Source organism: Nitrospira sp. SG-bin1 (assembly GCA_002083365.1).
In the GTDB taxonomy this organism is placed as follows: domain Bacteria; phylum Nitrospirota; class Nitrospiria; order Nitrospirales; family Nitrospiraceae; genus Nitrospira_D.
The window spans coordinates 65874-84108 of record LVWS01000045.1 but is presented as its reverse complement, the minus strand read 5'-3'; the positions used below and the strand labels follow the sequence as shown (position 1 = coordinate 84108).

The window sequence follows — 18235 nt, the reverse complement described above, 5'->3', positions numbered from 1 at the left end:
CGTTTAGATGCAAAAATCCACCTTCGTAGCTACCTTCATCCCTGAATGTTTTCCTTCCAATTGTTGTAGATTCTCACCACTAGTTCGCATTCTTAACTAACGGTCTGCCAACCGGGAGGTTGTCCCGCATGATTGCTGGTCTCTTCCTCGGCTTGCTTCTGTCCATCAGTTTCTTGCTGTGGATAGTGATTCGACAGCGCCAAGAGAACATCCTGAATTCAACCGTCGTCGAGGCGACCAATTGCAGCGTGCTCGTGACGGATACGGCATCGTCCGATCATCCCATTGTCTATGTAAATTCCGCCTTCCTGTCGCTGACCGGCTATGCCGAGCATGAGGTGATTGGTCAAACGACATCGATCTTGAGCGGTCCTGGTACAGATCGGGCATCGGTGGAAAAGCTCGCAATGGCCGTCCAAGGCGGATGGTCCTGTCGTGTGCGGTTGCATCAGTACCGCAAAAACGGCACCGCATTTTTCAGCGATGTGTCGCTGTCCCCTGTGAAAGACGCACTGGGCCGGGTGACGTCGATCATTTGGACGATCAATGAAGTATCGGAAAATGAAGTGTCGGAAATTGGGCCACTCAGAGGAGCATGTGATAGGAGCCAATACGAAAACATCGTCATGCATCGGCAGGCCGAAGAGGCGCTCCGAGAAAGCGAGACACGACTGGAACTTGCCGTACAGATAGGCCAGGTCGGGATCTTTGAATACGACCATCGAGCGGATTCCTCCTCATGGTCACCGATCCTAAGGGACATCTGCGGCGTCGGGGTCGATGAGGCCGCGTCATGGCAGCGGTACCTCGAGCTCGTTCACCCCGATGATCGGGAACGTGTGATCTCTATGGCCCAGCAAGCCCGCTCTTCGACCGGCAATGGAACCTGTGAGGTCGAGCATCGTCTCATCAGACCGGGCGGCGGCGTGCAGCACGTCAATCTTCGTTCTCTGGTTTCGTTTGAGGGCGATGGTGCCTCAAGGCAACCGATCCGCACACTCGGAACAGTTGTCGATATCACCGATCGTAAGCACGTTGAGGCCCGTCGGCGCGAGACGGCGAGGATGGAAGCGATCGGCACCTTTGCCGGCGGTATCGCTCATGAGCTGAATAACGGTCTTACAGCCGTCCTCGGCTTCAGTGAATTGGCGCTTCCGTTGCTTCAGGCTGAAAGCAAAGCGCATCGCCATATCAGACAAGTCGTCGCGGCGGCGAAAAAGTCTCGAGAGCTGATCCAACAGTTGCTGGCGTTCGGTGCGCAGAACAACCAAGGTCGATGTCCCCTCCTCCTCCACTCGTTGGTCAAAGAATCCCTTAGATTCCTTCGTCCGACGATTCCCTTGTGGATTGAACTCAAAGCGCAGATTGCGCACGCAACCACCCCAATCTTTGCCAATGCCGTGCAGATGCACGAGATGATTTTCCAGCTGATCGATAACGCCATCCGTGAGATGCAGACAACGGGAGGAATCCTCGAAGTTCAGCTTCAGAGTCGCGAGCTGATAACGGATCAGATCCTGCCTTCCGGCCGGCTGCCCGCCGGAAGGTATGTCTATTTGAGCGTTCGGGATACAAGTCAGGGCATAGACGCTGAGGATGTCGGCTCCTTTTTGAAGCCCAAGGTCGTCGCTGAGAGAGAGGGGGTGGGACTCGCAGTCGTCTATGACATCGTCGTGGACCATGGTGGTGCTTTAACAGTAGAAAGCCATATCGACAGCGGTACTTGGGTATCGGTGTACCTTCCCGCTCTGCCGTCTTGTGCTCAATCGATTGCTGAAAAGGACGTTCCGCTCCCACACGGACATGAGTGTATCTTATTCGTCGATGACGAAGAGTCTGTGGTTCGTTTCGGTAGAGAAGTGTTGGAATCCCTCGGCTATTCTCCGGTGGTATGTCAGACGCCTAGGGAGGCATTGGACGTCTTTCGAGCCGAACCAAAACGGTTTGACTTGCTGATTACCGATCGAACGATGCCGGGGATGAGCGGAGATCATCTAGCCAAGGAATGTCGGGAACTTCGATCGGATCTGCCCGTTATTCTCTGCAGCGGGTCACATGGTATTCAAGGTGCCGATGATGCCTATTCGAAGGAAGTTACCGAATGTCTCCTGAAACCCCTTACGTTGTATGAGCTGGCCTATTCGATTCGCAGGGCATTAGACCAGTCTCCCTCTTATCCGGAATGGCGGGAACCGCCGGCCGACTCCGGCCCGGCATCTTCAAGAATATCGATTGAGGTATCGGATGCCGTCAGTCCTCGTGGTTGATGATCAGGACCAGGTTCGTCATCTCATCCGGGAGACGTTGGAGCAAGCTGGGTATGAGGTGGCGGAGGCCCGTGACGGGAAAGAAGGGCTCGATCGGTATCGTGCCACATCGCCGGACCTTGTCATTATGGATATTCTCATGCCGGATCAAGATGGACTTGAGGCGATCATGACCCTCCGCCGGGAGTTTCCCGACACTCGGGTTATCGCAATGACAGGGGGATGCGATACGATCGGTGTCCTCAACTTCTTGGACGTCGCCAAGATGCTTGGAGCCAGACGCACGCTTCAAAAGCCATTTGAACTGAAAGTTTTGCTCGATACGGTCGCTGCCGAACTGACTGCCTAAAAAACTCGCCGTGGACGCCCAACGTTCTACGCATTGACATCACGACGCGGTCTCGTCAGACTTTGCAATGCATGTCCGGACCACGCCTCTCATGATCTTTCTCAATCTTTCTTTGGGAACCATAGTCCCTGCAATTGGGTTCTGGCTCATATGGGGGGGAACTGTCTCGTCGGCCATCGTGGCCGGATGGGCTCTGATTGTGGGTCTGTTCTTATGGTTCATGACCGAGTCGATTACGGAACTATGGGCCTGGTCAACCTTATTGCTCGGTCTGGAAAGCTTTGCCTGGCCGTTGGTGTTAATGATTCAACTCAGAAACGGTTCGGAATCGCTGCCCGAATCAGAGATGGGAACGATCCTTTCAGCCGTCGTGCTAGGGTTCTTTTCATCGGTGTTTTGGATTTCGTTTGCCTACGGTCTGTTCAAACGAGCACGTAAGCCGGATTCGGCGTCAGAAAAACAGTCTTCGACGGTGTCGACTTCCCGGGTGAACAAGAAGAAGCGCTTGTAAACTTATCCATTCTCGATCGGATCGATGTCGACGATGAATTTGATCTGTTGCTTGCGGTACTCCCGCTCCATTCTTTGGACAGAGTCATGGATCCGACTTGTCAGGGCGGTGAGGGCGCCCTTTACCAAGATGCGATACCGTTGACGGCCTTTAGGGCGTCCCCGCACGGCAAGCACTGGACCCAAGACATTGAGAGGCTCCAGACCACTTGCGTTCTGTTCCAGCGCCGCACTCCATTGTGTGGCGGCCTTTTCGACGATACGAAAGTCCTTCCCGGTTACCGAAAGGTCAGCCAAATGGCACACGGGCGGATAGTGAAGTAGTTTGCGTGCGGCGAATTCCTCGTTGTAGAACAACTCGGGGTTCCCGGATATCAAGGCCCGTATGACATGATGTGTTGGGAGACGTGTCTGTACGATGACTCGACCTCCCATGGACGCAGGACATGCCAGGCTGGCGGCATCAATCAGGAGGTGGTACGTGCGTTCCGCTGCGCGAAAGTCCGAGACGTGCAACCCGGAATCTGCTTGAAGAATCCCGATCAGGCCGTAGCGGGGCAGCGGTTCCCGGCAGAATAGTGCTTGAGTCCCAATGAGAATATCCCACGCGCCCGACCTGGTACCCTGCCACAGAGCATGAGCGGACGTTGGGTGCCGAAGTGTGTCGCCATCAATCCGGGCAATTTTGGCCAGTGGGAATAATCGACGAACTTCTGCTTCGACACGCTCGGTACCATCACCAACAGGGTTCATATGGGCGGTACGGCACAACGGGCAGAGGTCCGGCAACCCATCGGTTCGACCGCAGTAGCGGCAGGTTAATCTGCCGGCCTCACGATAGTAGGCAAGCGGTACGATGCAGGATTCGCAACGAGGAACCCAGCCACAGTCACGGCAAACGAGGGTTCCGGCATAACCTTTTCTATTGAGGAAGAGTAGGATCTTGGTATGAGTCCGTAGGGCGTCGTGCATTGCGCGGACGAGTTTGTGGCTCAAGAGACTTCCTGCTGCCTCGTTGCGGAGGTCAACGAGCTCAATCGTGGGTTGAAGAGCAACTTCTTGCGGCAGGTAATGAATTTCCGCTTCGGGATCGAACCGTGCTTCAAGGGACGGGTGAGCGGAGGCCAGTACAATAAGCGCCCGTTCACTCTCGGCTCTCAAACTGGCCACCTCTCTGGCATGATAGCGAGGTTCTTGAGGTTCTTTCAGGGCAGGGTCTTCTTCTCCTTCCACCCAGATCAGTCCAATCGAGTGGAGCGGTGAAAATATAGCGGAACGGGTTCCTACGACTACTGCGGGCGTCTGTGCTGGACTCTGTTGCCATGGACCGGATGGAGAAGATGAGTGTGCCAGCGTAATTTGGAGGTTCGTGAGCCGTGAGAGCTGTTGTTTCAACCATGATGCTCTCGCGATTTCGCCGACCAGGACTATGGCCGATTTTTTCATTGAGAACGCTTGCTGAATGGAGCCGGCAAGCCGGCTGAGCCGGTATTCCCAAGGAGCGTGGAGCACGAGCTTCCTCATGCGATTGCTGTGAAGGCAATGTGCGACGTGCATGTTCCACGAGGAGTCGATCTCCGGAAGAGGTTCGTTTGATAGAATACCATCGACTGACGGACGGTGATCATCCTCCCCTGCAATACGCTTTCGATGTGGCTTTTGTAACTCACTGTTGGAGTTGTCCGAGGGTGTGAGCGCGATCCACGACTTGTCGAGGAGGGCATCGATTTCCTGAACAGCCTTTCTCGGTCGGATTGGTCGAAGTGTCGCGCACAAGATTCCTCGAGTGCGTCGAGCTATTCTGTCGAGAATTGGCTTCAGATGGTCTGGACAAAGACGAGCTTCCAAAGCCGCGCGACCCTCAGCCGTAGCCACGTATCTCGCGGAAGAGGTTTTTCTTGTCACCATGGGGGGCAGGATGAGCCGAAGACATTGGCCCCAGGGTGCGACGTAATATTCGGCGATCTTGCGGGATAGTTCGAACAGTGCCGGAGGCAGTGTAGCAGCGTGCTCGTTAGGAGCTAGGGAATGGATCCGTCTAAGAGAGGCGACCTTTAGCTCAGCCGTTAGATCATTACTGAGCGAAACGACGACCCCTTCCAACACCGTACGCCCAAACGGAACAAGGACACGGCGGCCTATTGCGATGGTCTGATCTAAGGTGTGAGGGATGAGATAGGTGAAAGTTTTCGCGATATGGCGGGGCACGATAACGTCGGCATAGAGCATTTCCATTCGATGAGGGAGGGTCGAGGATTCATCGGATGTCATGCCGCATTTTAACAGTCTGGTGATCCGAAGGATATCCGTTACAGCGGCGTTCTTGGCCAAGTAATACCGATTGGGCAAGATCGTTCAGAGAAGAGTCTACATACGGATGCACCTTAGCTAAATTCGATGCTATTCCGTCGGGCTTCCGGCAGTCGGTTGCTGTGGAGGACTGTCTTTCTTGTTGGTGTCCGTCGATGTTGAACTGCTCTCATCAGGGTTGCTGGGAGGGTTTGACTGTTCCTTTGGGGAGGTTTGTGGTGAATCCCGCAGAGCCATGGGCGCTCGACTAGAGGAATCTGCCATGTCAGAAGCAGAGGGAAGCGGCTGATCGTTGTTATCACGAGTACGCACAGTGGAAAGATTTCCTTCCGGCCTTTGGGCTTGAGTTTGAACGTCTGGTTTAGGCGCTGGAGTTTCTGCGTCTGGTGTATAGAGAAGAATCTCTACACGGCGATTCTTCATGCGGCCTTCTTCCGCCGTATTCGTGGCGGCTGGTTTGGTGTCACCTAAGCCCACCGCGCTGACCCGTTCGGGTTCAACACCACCTTTTTCCATGAGATACCGGAGGACCCCGTTTGCGCGCACTTTGGACAATTCTAAATTACTCGGATAGCGGGACTTTAGAGAAGGGCCGATCTCCACGTTATCTGTATGACCTTCGATTCGGATCATCCTCATGTCGCCACTGCTGCGCAGGTAGTCAACGAACTGATCAAGCACTTTGTAATTCTCCGGCTTAATAGCCGCATCCCCTGAATCATAATGCAGAAACTTTGCAAGATCTCCAAGGTTCAGACGGCTTTGCCCCAATGCATCCTGTATTTTCAATTTGCTGGCCACCAGATCGGCTGAAATCATTTGGCTGACTTGCGCCGTTGGCGATTCAGAAGCTGCTCCTGCCGCGGACTGAATACTGGGCGCCAAATCTCCGACGAGCTTGAAACGATCTCCTTTAATGACGCGAGTGTTGGCTCTGAGTACTTTGGCGGTTGCCGTATGAGATTCCAACGACAGCACCTTAAGTTGGCCTATTATTCGTGGCGGAAGCCCGGCACTGTGGCGCTGAATATCGAGAAGATCACCGGTCTTCAGTCCATCTTCCCTCCCCCGATCCAGGTACACAACATTCGATTGAGAAACCAGCGTCATCGTCCGGTCGGCCTGGAGCTCAACAATCATGCCCTCCAGATCGGAAACGTTTGACGCAGAGCCTATCTCCTGAGCTGGGTTCGGAGCAACAAAACGCGCGACAGGATCCCCCGGAGAAATCGGTCCATAGCTGAGCACAGCCTCTACTGTCGTGAGGGCATGATCAGTTGCCGTCACTCTCACGACCGCTGAACGATTCATGACAAAACCTAGGTATTCCTTCGTCGCAGGATGGAAAACCTTGCGAACCCGCCGGTAGACAGTGAAGAGGTCGCCAACTGTCACCTCAGTAGGGTTGTTCAGTTTGAGATAAAGAGAATCACGCTTCCCGAGTAGCATTCGATTGCCCGTTGATTGATTGTCGCCCGTTATCAAGTTTACAGTTCCGTCGATAGAGAAAGTCTTCTGGATCGTACCGCTGGAAAAGGCCAGCGCGGCCTCTGAAAAACGAACGGAATCAATCTCCGGTGTCTGTGCCAGCGCTCTATCAACAGAGACGCCGATTTCAGCGCACAGGACCAAGCTGAGGATCATCAGGGTTTTCATAGATTGATTCCTTTACGATAGTGTTCCTTGAAAAACATAGCAAAAGGCGCTGTATTGTCAAGAATTTGAGCTTGGTTGGCAGGAGTTTGACGGGTTGTTCTTTCCGGTGGTAACGTGAGTTGGTTATTCCGTCTCAACTCAAAGTGGGTGGTGACCGAGCGATGAATGGTAAGAAAACGCCAGCAATGCATCTCTCCATGGAGTCCTGTGAAAAGGACCGAATCTATACACAGATCCACCGGCGACGAAAGGTCAAAGCGTTTTCTCCTCTTGAATTAGAATGGGAGAGTTCGGGAGAGGTGGACAAAGCAAAAGAACTCAGGCTCGTGATGCCTAATTGTGAAGTGGCAATAAAAGCCTAACCGCCTCAACTATTTCTCCACCTCTCAAGTCACTACACCACCTAGGGCTTTCGGGTCTGCCGAACTTAGGTCCTTTGTTCGCTTGCTATCCTCGAGACTGGAGCACTAAGATTTTGCGCGTCAGGTCTACAATACCCTTTTTAGGTCAATGATTTGTGCGAGAACTTAAATGACCGGCACCGAAGTTCTTCTTGAATATCTGACGAAGTTTTTCCCGATCTTTCTTTTTATCTTTGTTGGGTTAATTTTGGGACTGTTAACGCTGCTGGTGAGTTATTTTGTGCAGCCCAGGTATCCGGAGCCGGAAAAACTATCCACCTACGAATGTGGAGCCGAACCATTTTCCGATGCGCGTATGCCGTTTCCCGTCAGATATTACATTTTTGCGATGTTGTTCGTCATCTTCGATATTGAAGTGATCTTCCTCTACCCCTGGGCCGTCGTATTTACCAAGATCGGGATGATCGGGTTGATCGAAATGATGATCTTTATTGGACTATTTATCGTGGCCTACGTGTATGCCTGGCGAAAAGGCGCGCTGGAGTGGGACTGAGGATAGGATAGTATGGGACTGATTCAACTGGGGCGGCATGAAAAAGACGGGGCTCCGGACGTCATTACAGGGTCTTTAGAAAAGGCCGTGAACTGGGCGAGGAAAGGTTCCCTCTGGCCGATGACCTTCGGACTCGCCTGTTGCGCCATCGAGATGATGGCCGCCGTTTCTTCTCGGTATGATATGGATCGGTTCGGGGCGGGAGTGTTTCGTGGTTCACCGCGGCAGTCGGATTTAATGATCGTCGCTGGAACCGTCTGTCGCCGTATGGCGCCGGTGATTCGAAAAATCTACGATCAAATGCCGGAACCCAAATACGTGATTGCCATGGGTTCCTGTGCCACCTCAGGGAACATCTATGATAGTTACAGTGTCGTGCAGGGCGTCGACCGATTTATTCCAGTTGATATTTATGTGCCTGGTTGTCCTCCGACTCCTGAGGCGCTCTTGGACGGCATCCTGAAACTACAGGAGCGCATTATGCAAAAACGAGTCTTTGTAACCCAACCGGAGCAAGTCAAAGCCAGTTTGAAGGTCTAGCGGGGCGCTATGCATCCACTGCTTGAACGGATTCAACGAACGTTTACGGATGGAGTCACCGGCTTGATCGAGTGGCGAGGCGATGTGGCAGTGACTGTCTCGAGAGACAAGCTCCATGAAGTCGCTCAATTTCTTCGTGGAGATCCTGGGATGGATTTTGATTACATTGTCCATGTGAGCTCAGTGGATTGGCCAGACGACGAGGAGCGATTCGAAGTTGTGTGGGAGTTTTACTCCATGCGGAACCGGCATCGCATTCGACTCAAGACCCGCGTGCCTGAATCGGATTGCGTCGTGGATTCTCTGACGGATCTTTGGAAAGGCGCCGATTTCATGGAACGCGAGGTCTTCGACATGATGGGCATCCGGTTTCGAAATCATCCCGATCTTCGCCGTATTTTGATGCCGGACGACTATACCGAGGGCTATCCTTTGCGTAAGGATTTTCCGCTCCGCGGCAAAGGGTGGCGAGACACATTTGATTTTCTGGACGAAGTTCCACGATAGGTGTTCTACCGGCATGGCATTCGAAGATCAAAGAACCACCGTTTATAAAATCAATCCGGAACATCCGGAGAGCGAGACGCTTCCGACCTTGAGAACAGAGGAACTCCTGCTCAACATGGGACCGCAACATCCCAGCACGCACGGAGTTCTCAAGGTGATCTTAGAATTGGAGGGTGAACGGTTGGTGAAATCCACACCAGTGATGGGGTACCTCCACCGTGGAGTCGAAAAGCTCGCGGAAGAAGGCACCTATCATCAGTTTATTCCTCATACGGATCGGCTCGACTATGTCTGCGCGATGTACAACAACTTCGCCTATTGCCGCGCCGTCGAGAAGCTCTTGAACTTACAGGTGCCGGAGCGGGCTGAGTATTTGCGGACGATTGTAGCCGAGGTGCAGCGCATCATTGGACATCAATTTTGGTTGAGCGCTCAGGCCCTTGATATTGGCGCCATGACCGTCTTTTTTTATTGTTTCCGGGATCGGGAAATCCTGCTCGATTGGTTCGACGAGCTGTGCGGGGCCCGTTTGACGACCAGTTGGTATCGAATCGGTGGCGTTGAGCGAGACCTGACGCCATCGTTGATCGACAAGCTCAAACAGTTCCTCGACTATTTTCCACCGAAGATCGACGAATATCAGGTATTTCTGGAGCGAAACCGCATTTGGCTTGGGCGCACGAAAGGCGTCGCGGTCATTTCCGCCGAAGATGCCGTAAATTTTGGGTTAAGCGGACCGGTTCTTCGTGGATCCGGAGTGGACTATGACCTTCGCAAATACGAGCCCTATAGCGCCTATCCCAAGTGCGAATTCAGCGTGCCTGTCGGGAAGAATGGGGATACCTACGATCGCTACTGGATTCGGGTGATGGAGCTCTATGAGAGCGTCAAGATCATTCGGCAATGTCTTGAACAGATGCAAGAGGGGCCGATTATGGCGGATGTTCCGAGCGTGACCCTGCCACCGAAAGAACGCGTCTTTACGAACCTGGAGTCGATGATCCAACAGTTCAAGCTTTTTTCCCAAGGATTCGACGCTCCTCCGGGAGAAATCTATTGCGGCACGGAGGCACACAAAGGGGAACTGGGGTTTTATATTGTCAGTACGGGGGGAGGAAAACCCTATCGATTGAAGATCCGTGCTCCTTCCTTCATCCATATGGGTGCGTTCGATCATATGGCCAGAGGGTATATGATCTCGGATGCCTGCACCATCTTCGGGACGTACGATGTCGTGATGGGTGAGTGTGACAGATAAAGACGAAACATGAGATGCGAAAGTGAAAGGTAAGAACAGGAATTTGCTTTACCTTTTCCCCATTCGTGGAGAAGACCCATGGGTTTGAAGCCGGCTACAAATCCCGACGTTGAAGCCGCTACGATCGAATTAACGATCGACGGAAAAGCTGTGACGGCGAAGGACGGGGTCTCGCTTTATGACGTCATCTCGATGACGGGCAAGATCATCCCTGCCATGTGTTATCACTACACATTCGACCCGTTCGGTTCCTGTGGGATGTGCCTCGTGATGCAAGAGGGGAAGAAAGCCCCCGTGCGATCCTGCACCGCCAAGGCAACGGCCGGAATGGTGATCCGCACTGAAGGGGAGGATCTCTTTCTCGCCCGCAAGAAAGCTGTCGAAAAGCATCTCTCCGTGCATCCGCTCGATTGTCCGGTCTGCGATGCGGACGGCCATTGTGAACTTCAAGATATGGCCTTCCAGCATGGCGTGACTAATCTGGCCAATGCCAAGCAAAAATTTATTCCGGAAGATACGCGCAGTCCTGTGCTCGACTTTAACATGAATCGCTGCATCGCCTGCGCGGAATGCATCAATGTTTGCAAGGATGTCCTGATGATCGACGCCTTGCAGTTCATGAAAAAGGGGGGATTCAACCAGGTCGTCGCGAAGGGCGACCTGGCTTTGAATTGTGAATTCTGTGGAGACTGTTTGGCGGTCTGTCCGGTTGGCGCCATCACAAACAAGTTTTCCAAGTATCTGTATAAACCGTGGCAGATGAAGACGACGACGACGACCTGCAACTACTGCGGAGACGGTTGCCAACTCCACCTGGAAACGAAGGATGAAGAAGTGATCCACGTGACATCGCCGTTATCCTGGAAGAATAAGTGGGGAGACCGTTCGGAAACGGCCAAGGGGCACGGCGGGCTCTGCGTCCGCGGACGTTTCGGGTTTGAATATCTGGACGGTAAAAGCCGGCTTACGCAGCCGTTGGTTCGCGAGGGCGGTCAGTTGGTGCAGAAACCCTGGTTGGAAACGATGCATCTGCTCGTGGACAAGCTTGCCGAAATCAAGACCAAAGACGGGGCCGATGCCATTGCCGGGCTTGTCACGGCTCGGTGTACGAATGAAGAGCTGTATTTGTTTCAGAAGCTTATGCGAGCCGGTTTTGGGACCAACCAGCTCGATAGCAGTGCACGCTATGGCCATATGAACTTTGTCCTTGCGTCCAAGCATGCCGTTGGACTGGGAAGAACGCCGAATGATTGGGAAGATCTGACGAAGGCAAAGGCGATCATTTTGATCGGTTCCAATATCACCGAGACGAATCCCTTGACCGCCGTGCGAATCAAGGAAGCTATCCGAGTCTATAAAGCTCAGGTGGTGACGCTGGACAGCGCCATCACTAACATTGCGAAGTTGGCATCCCATCCGTTTTTGATCAAGCCGGGGACGGAAGGAGCCGTGATCGACGGGTTGGTCAAGGCGACCATCGACCAAGATTTGGTTGATGAAGAAAGTACCGGGAAACATCCTCAGGCGTTTGAGGCACTCAGAAGCGCGGTGGCGAATGTGTCATTGGAGCAAGTGTCGGCTCACACCGGTCTTTCGGTGGAGGCCTTCAGAGAAATCGCGGCTATTTTTGCCGAATCGCCGAGATCGATCATCCTGTGCGCGGAAGGAATTGTCAGAAGAACGAACGGTTATCAGAATGTCTTAAAGTTGATGGATCTTGCCTGGATCACCGGCAAACTCGGTCGAGTCGGTTGCGGTGTGAACACCGTGACGGAGGAGCCGAACGAACAAGGGGCTGTTGATATGGGGGCGGCGCCTGAGTTCCTTCCGGGACAGGCTCGCTTTGACGACCCCGCAGCACGAGAGCGTTTTGCCAAAGCTTGGGACGCATCCCTGCCACCTGTCCGATCAGGCGCCCATCTCGTTGAAATTCTGAAGCGGTGCAAGAGCGGACAGATTAAGGCCCTGTACATTTTGGGCGAGAATCCGCTCGCGACTCTTCCGGCTTCGATGGAGGTCCGGGCCGCTCTCGAACGACTCGAGCTGTTGATCGTGCAGGATCCTTTCTTGACTGATACGGGGAAATTGGCTCATTTTGTCCTTCCCGCCTGTAGCTATGCGGAGAAGGACGGCACGTTTACGAACCTGGAAGGTCGAGTCCTTCGAGTTCGCCAAGCCATGGATCCACTCGGAGAGAGCTTACCGGACTGGCACATCATGACAGCCTTGGCGAATGCCATGGGGTGCCGGTGGGAGTATCAATCCGCCAATGATATTCAGGCCGAGATCATGAAGCTGTTGCCCGGATACTACAATCTCGGACAACCACGAAAAGTGATGCCGGTTCCTGACCAATATTTGTCCAATGACTATGGAGCGGAAGTCAAAGTCCGTTATCAACAGACTCCGTCATCGGGAGAGAACAGGCGCCCCTTTTCCCTCTTGATGGGACAGCTATTGGTGCATTCCGGAAAACTGTCCACGCAAGCGCCTGGACTCGTCAAGATTGCCCCGAATACCGGCAAGCTGCGGATGAATATACAAGATATGGAACGCCTTGGGTTGCAAGACGGTGCGAAGGTGCGTGTAACGTCGGATCGTGGCTCTCTTCAGCTGGGAGTGCAGCCGGATCAGTCCATCGCACCTGGCACCTGTTTTTTCCCTGAACACTTTAACGAACCTCCAGTGAAGGATTTGATGACCGTGTCGGTTGATTCCACGACCGGCGTCCCGTCGTTCAAGCAGATGTGGGTGAGCGTTGAAGAGGCGTAAGGAATGCCTGCGTTCTAACGAGGAGCTACGATGAGTGTCGCCGCGCTGACCAAGAAAATCCTTCATGCCGCGTTGTTTTATGAGATTTGGGATGCGATGAAGGTCACGTTTCGGCACATGCTTCATCGACCGATGACCTTTCAGTATCCGCGCGAACAACGAACGATCCCGGATACACATCGGGGAGCGCTAGGCTTACTTCGATACGATGATGGACGCGAACGGTGTGTCGGGTGCGATCTATGTGAAGCCGCCTGTCCTTCGCATTGCATCAAAGTGGTCAGCGCCGAGGATACCGCCCGCCCGCTCCAGCGCTATGCCAGCGAATTTTATATCGATATCACGAAGTGTGTGTTCTGCGGCTATTGTGTTGAGGCCTGTCCGGTCAACGCGCTGGCGATGACCAAGATGTACGAATATTCAACCCACGACAAACGCAGTCTGCTGTTCGACAAAAAGCGGTTGTATGACATCGGTGAGCGCCACCTCGAGGATGGGAAAAAATATTTGTACGCGCACAACCAAGAGAAAAACGTCGAACAGAGCCGCGAGTACCGCTACTATTTTCCGCAGTCGGTACAGAAGTCGACCCAACCGCTTCCCAAACATCTGAGCTGAGCCGCACGCATGGTCGGAATGTTTTTCGTGTATTTCGCGTTGGTGAGCATTGCCGCCGGTGTTCTAACGGTGGCGTTACGTCATCCTGTTCACTGTGCCTTATCCCTGCTCGTGCTGCTCATGCACGTGTCCGGCCTGTTCATCCTCCTCAACGCGGAGTTCCTGTGGGCCGTGCAGGTGATTGTCTATGTTGGGGCTATTCTGGTGCTGTACCTCTTTGTGTTGATGTTGATGAATCTCAAGACGGATGAACGGTATTTTCATCCTTCGGCCCTGTATATTCTCGGACCTGCTGTCTTGGGGGCCAGTTATGTTCTCTACCTCCTCCTGCGGTCTCCCTTTGATGGGGCAAAGGGGGATACCCCGGCCAGTGTCGTGCTGCAAGACGGCGACACCTACGCCGTGGGCATCAAAATGTTCAGTGACCATCTCTTACAGTTCGAGATCGTGGGCATTTTTCTGCTCGGAGCCATCATCGGCGCCATCGTCCTGGCCAAGACGCCTAAGCCGCTGGACGCGGAGAGAGAGCGGTCATGATTCCGTTGTCAGCCTATACAGCCGTCAGCGCCGTCCTTTTTATGACGGGGCTCTTAGGGGTGCTCATCCGGCGGAACTTCATCATTGTTCTGATGTCGGTCGAAATCATGATGAATGCGGCCAATATCAATTTGGTCGCCTTTTCGCACTATTTGGAATCTATGGCCGGACAACTGGTCGCGCTGTTTATCATCGCCATTGCCGCGGGCGAAGCGGCCGTCGGGTTGGCCATCATTATCGTCGTGTTCAGAGGCAAGATTTCCACGAATGTGGATGAAATGAACCTATTAAAGTGGTAACAGGATGTGGGCCCTCACATCCAACGGTGCAGTCGGTGGCTCGTACCCCTCAACGTACCATCCAAGAGTACGCTTTAGGATCCGGCTCCGTGCAGCATGGTTGGCTAACTAAGCATCCTCAGAATGGCACGGTACTGTGTCTGAATTGACAGACCTTCTCATCAAATTGATTCCAGTTTTTCCGCTGCTGGCCGTCCTTCTGAACGGACTGTTCGGACACCGCTACTCTCATGATATCGCCCATCGATTGGCTTGGGGGTCGGTCGGTTTCTCGTTCCTCTGCACGGTCGGCGTCTTCACCGATGTCATGCGCACGGGAGCTTCGCATGAAGTCGTTGTTTACCAGTGGATCTTCGGAGGCGACCTCGCGATCAATTTCGCCTACTTGGTGGATCCTCTGACCTGTGCCTGGCTGCTGATTGTCACCGGCGTGGGGTTCCTCATTCACGTCTATTCCGTCGGCTATATGCATGGTGAAACAGGGTTCACGCGCTTCTTCACCTACATGAATTTATTCATGGTCTCCATGCTGCTGCTTGTCATGGGGAACAACTATGTGGTGCTCTTTATCGGTTGGGAAGGTGTCGGGCTCTGTTCCTATCTCTTGATTGGCTACTATTACGACAAGGTCTCAGCTGCCAAGGCTGCCTCCAAAGCGTTCGTCGTCAATCGGATCGGCGATGCGGGATTTCTCGTCGCTATCTTCCTAGTCTTTATCAACTTCAAGACCCTCGACTATACCAAGGTCTTTGCTCAGGTGGGACAACTCTCCCCCGACATGGCCACCGCCATAGCTCTCTGTCTTCTCGTCGGAGCAGTCGGGAAATCCGCACAACTTCCCCTCCATACCTGGTTGCCCGATGCCATGGAAGGTCCGACGCCTGTGAGCGCGCTCATCCACGCGGCGACGATGGTGACGGCCGGCGTGTATATGGTTGTCCGCAATCACATGATTTTTGACCTTTCTCCGTTTGCGATGTCGGTCGTGGCGTTCGTCGGTGGAGGCACCGCCTTGTTTGCAGCCACCATTGGACTCGTCCAGACCGACATCAAGCGCGTCTTGGCCTATTCGACCGTAAGCCAGCTCGGTTACATGTTTCTGGGTTGTGGGATCGGTGCGTATTCGGCGGCGGTATTCCACGTCATGACCCACGCGTTCTTCAAGGCGTTGTTGTTCTTGTCGGCTGGGTCGGTCATCCATGCCCTCTCGGGTGAACAGGACATTCAAAAAATGGGCGGACTGAGCAGCCGAATCCCATGGACGAATCGGTTGTTTCTGATCGGCACCGTTGCGATTGCCGGGCTTCCTCCCTTAGCGGGGTTCTGGAGTAAAGACGAAATTATGGCTCATGCCTTCACTCATCATCACTATCTGCTCTATGGCATGGCGGCCATCGGGGCGCTGATGACATCGTTTTATATGTTCCGCTTGACGTATCTGACGTTCTACGGTGCTTCTCGCATGGATCATCATACTGCCGAGCACGTGCACGAATCGCCGATGATCATGGTCGGTCCCTTGGTGGTCCTGGCGTTCCTTTCGATCGTGGGCGGATTGATCTTGGGGTTTCCTCCCGAGCATGGGTGGCTCCATGGATTTTTGGGACCAGTCGTGGGGTCGGGGAATGAGCCGGAAGCCGGTGCCGGCCTGACGATATTGTTGATGAGCATCGCGATTGTCATTGCTTTGGTCGGATGGGGACTCGCACATTTCCTCTATGCCGTGAGCCCGATGACGGCGGACGGGTGGGCGGAGAAGTTTGCCGGTGCCTATCGCATCTTATTGAACAAGTATTATGTGGATGAACTTTACGATCGTCTTCTTGTCGAACCGCTCAAACGTCTGGGAGCGGGACTGGATTGGTTCGATCGTAGGATCATCGACGGTATCGTGCGTGGCGTGGGACGGCTCGCCGACTGGGGGGCCTCCGGTTCCACATGGATCGAGAAATATGTCGTCTACGCCGGACTCAATGTCATCGGCTATGGAAACCATCTCGCGGCCCGCGAAGGCCGGAAGATGCAAAGTGGAATGGTCCATCACTATGCCGCCATCATCGTGGCGGGACTCTTCCTCCTAGTCCTCGTCGTCCAATTGTTCGCTCAGATGTAGTCGTCACCAGACCGGACTGCGGTTATGCTCGAAGAACTCACAGCTGGATTCCCGATTCTGTCCTGTATTTTATTCCTCCCCGTTGTCGGGGCGGCCGTATTGTGGCTGTTCGACGAAGAAGACATGGTCCGGACCTCAGCTCTCACCATCGCGCTGGTGGAGCTTGCCCTCGCGGTGTTTGTCTTACTGCGGTTTGTGCCGGAAACGGCCGCCATGCAATTCACTGAACGTGTCCGATGGATTCCGGCGTTAGGCATCAGCTACCACCTCGCCGTCGATGGGATCAGCGTCTTGTTCGTCGGGCTCACGGCCTTTCTGACGGTCTTGGTGGTGGTCTACTCGTGGGACACGATCCGACATCAAGTCAAACTCTACATGATGTGTCTGTTGGCGCTCGAAACGACGACGATGGGCGTCTTCGTGTCGCTGGATTTGATCCTGTTCTTCGTGTTCTGGGAACTCATGCTGATTCCCAGCTACTTCCTCATCAAGCTGTGGGGAGGGGGCGCCGAGCGTCACTATGCCGCGCTGAAGTTCGTCATTTATACGCTGTTGGGCAGCGTCTTCATGCTGGTCGGCATCGCATTGCTGAATATCAATTACCATCAATGGGCTTCGCTGCATCACACGGATCAAACCTACTCGTTTGATCTACTCGACCTCTTGACGGTACCGATTCCGGTCTCCCAGCAACTCGTCATCTTTTGGCTGATGTTCCTGGGGTTTGCGTTCAAAGCACCGGTGTTCCCTTTCCACACGTGGCTGCCGGATGCACTGTTGGAAGGGCCGATTGGAATGGCCGTGGTCTTGGCGGGTTTGAAACTAGGCACGTTCGGTTTTATGCGTTTCAGTATTCCCCTGCTTCCGGATGCGTCGAAAAGCGAAACGGTTGTCATGGTTGTGATCGTGCTCGGGCTCTGCGCGATTCTCTATGGAGCGTGGATGGCTTTGGTCCAAGCCGATTTTCGGCGGTTGTTGGCCTATAGCAGCGTCAGCCATCTTGGCTTTGTCGTGGTGGGATTGTTCGCTCTGAACTATCAAGGTTTGCAGGGCGGCTTGCTGACGATGATCAATCTGGGCTTCAGCACCGCAGGGCTCTTCTTTATCGCCGGGTTTCTCTACTCTCGGCAGCAGACGACTCAGTTGTCCGCGTTCGGAGGGATGGCGAAACAAGTTCCTCTTCTGGCGACCTTCTTCCTCATTATCGGGTTGGCGTCGATCGGGCTTCCGGGCACCAACGGTTTTGTCGGCGAGTTTCTCATCCTGCTGGGGGCGTTCAAAGCCAAATGGTGGTTCGGTGCCATTGCAGTTCTGGGGGTGATTTTCGGCGCTGCATACTTTCTGTGGTACTACGAACGTTCAATGATGGGTCCGTTGGGTGCTGCAGTGAAGGGGACGATGAGCGACCTGCAACCGCGCGAGAAGATCATTGTCGTGTCACTGTCCATCATGATTCTCTGGATTGGGCTCTATCCATCGCCGTTCTTACGAATCATGAATGGATCCGTTCAAGCACTCGTTGATCGAGTTTCTCAGGAGACCAGGGTGTCACTCGAAGCCAGCCAATCCGGAAGAAGGTATTAG

General features: G+C 53.7%; 15 protein-coding genes. 13 read left to right on the top strand and 2 right to left on the bottom strand.

The genetic code is table 11. The annotated features are described in order from the left end of the window. The first annotated feature begins 128 nt into the window (after nucleotides 1-128). The 3 genes from A4E19_10215 to A4E19_10205 all read left to right on the top strand — a co-directional run bounded on the left by A4E19_10215 (nucleotide 129) and on the right by A4E19_10205 (nucleotide 3127). Entirely contained in the window at nucleotides 129-2267 is a 2139-nt protein-coding gene (locus tag A4E19_10215) for a hypothetical protein (protein OQW30281.1), read from the top strand. Further along, complete coding sequence (locus A4E19_10210) at nucleotides 2245-2616, top strand: histidine kinase (GenBank protein ID OQW30280.1); 372 nt, start codon at nucleotides 2245-2247, stop codon at nucleotides 2614-2616. Before A4E19_10215 ends, A4E19_10210 begins: the two co-directional genes overlap by 23 nt. A gap of 67 nt (nucleotides 2617-2683) precedes the next feature. After that, nucleotides 2684-3127, top strand: coding sequence for a hypothetical protein (locus A4E19_10205; protein ID OQW30279.1), 444 nt, complete (start codon nucleotides 2684-2686; stop codon nucleotides 3125-3127). Nucleotides 3128-3129: 2 nt separating this feature from the next. Here the strand turns inward: A4E19_10205 and A4E19_10200 are convergent, their stop codons facing one another. Both A4E19_10200 and A4E19_10195 read right to left on the bottom strand, forming a co-directional pair. Then, nucleotides 3130-5397, bottom strand: a complete 2268-nt coding sequence (locus A4E19_10200) for a hypothetical protein (protein ID OQW30278.1) — start codon at nucleotides 5395-5397, stop codon at nucleotides 3130-3132. 129 nt (nucleotides 5398-5526) lie between these two features. Continuing rightward, nucleotides 5527-7092, bottom strand: a complete 1566-nt coding sequence (locus A4E19_10195; protein OQW30277.1) for a hypothetical protein — start codon at nucleotides 7090-7092, stop codon at nucleotides 5527-5529. A 531-nt stretch (nucleotides 7093-7623) separates the two neighbouring features. On the opposite strand from A4E19_10195, the gene A4E19_10190 reads away from it, so the two are divergent. The 10 genes from A4E19_10190 (at nucleotide 7624) to A4E19_10145 (ending at nucleotide 18235) form a co-directional block, all read left to right on the top strand. Next, on the top strand, nucleotides 7624-8007 hold the full coding sequence (locus A4E19_10190; GenBank protein ID OQW30276.1) for an NADH-quinone oxidoreductase subunit A: 384 nt from the start codon (nucleotides 7624-7626) through the stop codon (nucleotides 8005-8007). A gap of 12 nt (nucleotides 8008-8019) precedes the next feature. Beyond that, entirely contained in the window at nucleotides 8020-8547 is a 528-nt protein-coding gene (locus A4E19_10185) for an NADH dehydrogenase (protein ID OQW30275.1), read from the top strand. 9 nt (nucleotides 8548-8556) lie between these two features. Continuing rightward, nucleotides 8557-9054: an NADH-quinone oxidoreductase subunit C gene (locus tag A4E19_10180; GenBank protein OQW30274.1), complete on the top strand. Its 498-nt coding sequence runs from the start codon at nucleotides 8557-8559 to the stop codon at nucleotides 9052-9054. 115 nt (nucleotides 9055-9169) lie between these two features. Then, nucleotides 9170-10312: an NADH dehydrogenase gene (locus tag A4E19_10175; protein ID OQW30348.1), complete on the top strand. Its 1143-nt coding sequence runs from the start codon at nucleotides 9170-9172 to the stop codon at nucleotides 10310-10312. 78 nt (nucleotides 10313-10390) lie between these two features. Further along, complete coding sequence (locus A4E19_10170) at nucleotides 10391-13084, top strand: hypothetical protein (GenBank protein OQW30273.1); 2694 nt, start codon at nucleotides 10391-10393, stop codon at nucleotides 13082-13084. A gap of 30 nt (nucleotides 13085-13114) precedes the next feature. Next, nucleotides 13115-13702, top strand: coding sequence for an NADH dehydrogenase (locus A4E19_10165; protein ID OQW30272.1), 588 nt, complete (start codon nucleotides 13115-13117; stop codon nucleotides 13700-13702). Nucleotides 13703-13711: 9 nt separating this feature from the next. Then, nucleotides 13712-14239: a hypothetical protein gene (locus tag A4E19_10160; protein ID OQW30271.1), complete on the top strand. Its 528-nt coding sequence runs from the start codon at nucleotides 13712-13714 to the stop codon at nucleotides 14237-14239. After that, nucleotides 14236-14538, top strand: coding sequence for an NADH-quinone oxidoreductase subunit K (locus tag A4E19_10155; protein OQW30270.1), 303 nt, complete (start codon nucleotides 14236-14238; stop codon nucleotides 14536-14538). The genes A4E19_10160 and A4E19_10155 overlap by 4 nt, the downstream gene beginning before the upstream one ends. Before the next feature lie 136 nt (nucleotides 14539-14674). After that, entirely contained in the window at nucleotides 14675-16651 is a 1977-nt protein-coding gene (locus A4E19_10150; protein OQW30269.1) for an NADH dehydrogenase, read from the top strand. Nucleotides 16652-16675: 24 nt separating this feature from the next. Continuing rightward, complete coding sequence (locus tag A4E19_10145; protein OQW30268.1) at nucleotides 16676-18235, top strand: hypothetical protein; 1560 nt, start codon at nucleotides 16676-16678, stop codon at nucleotides 18233-18235.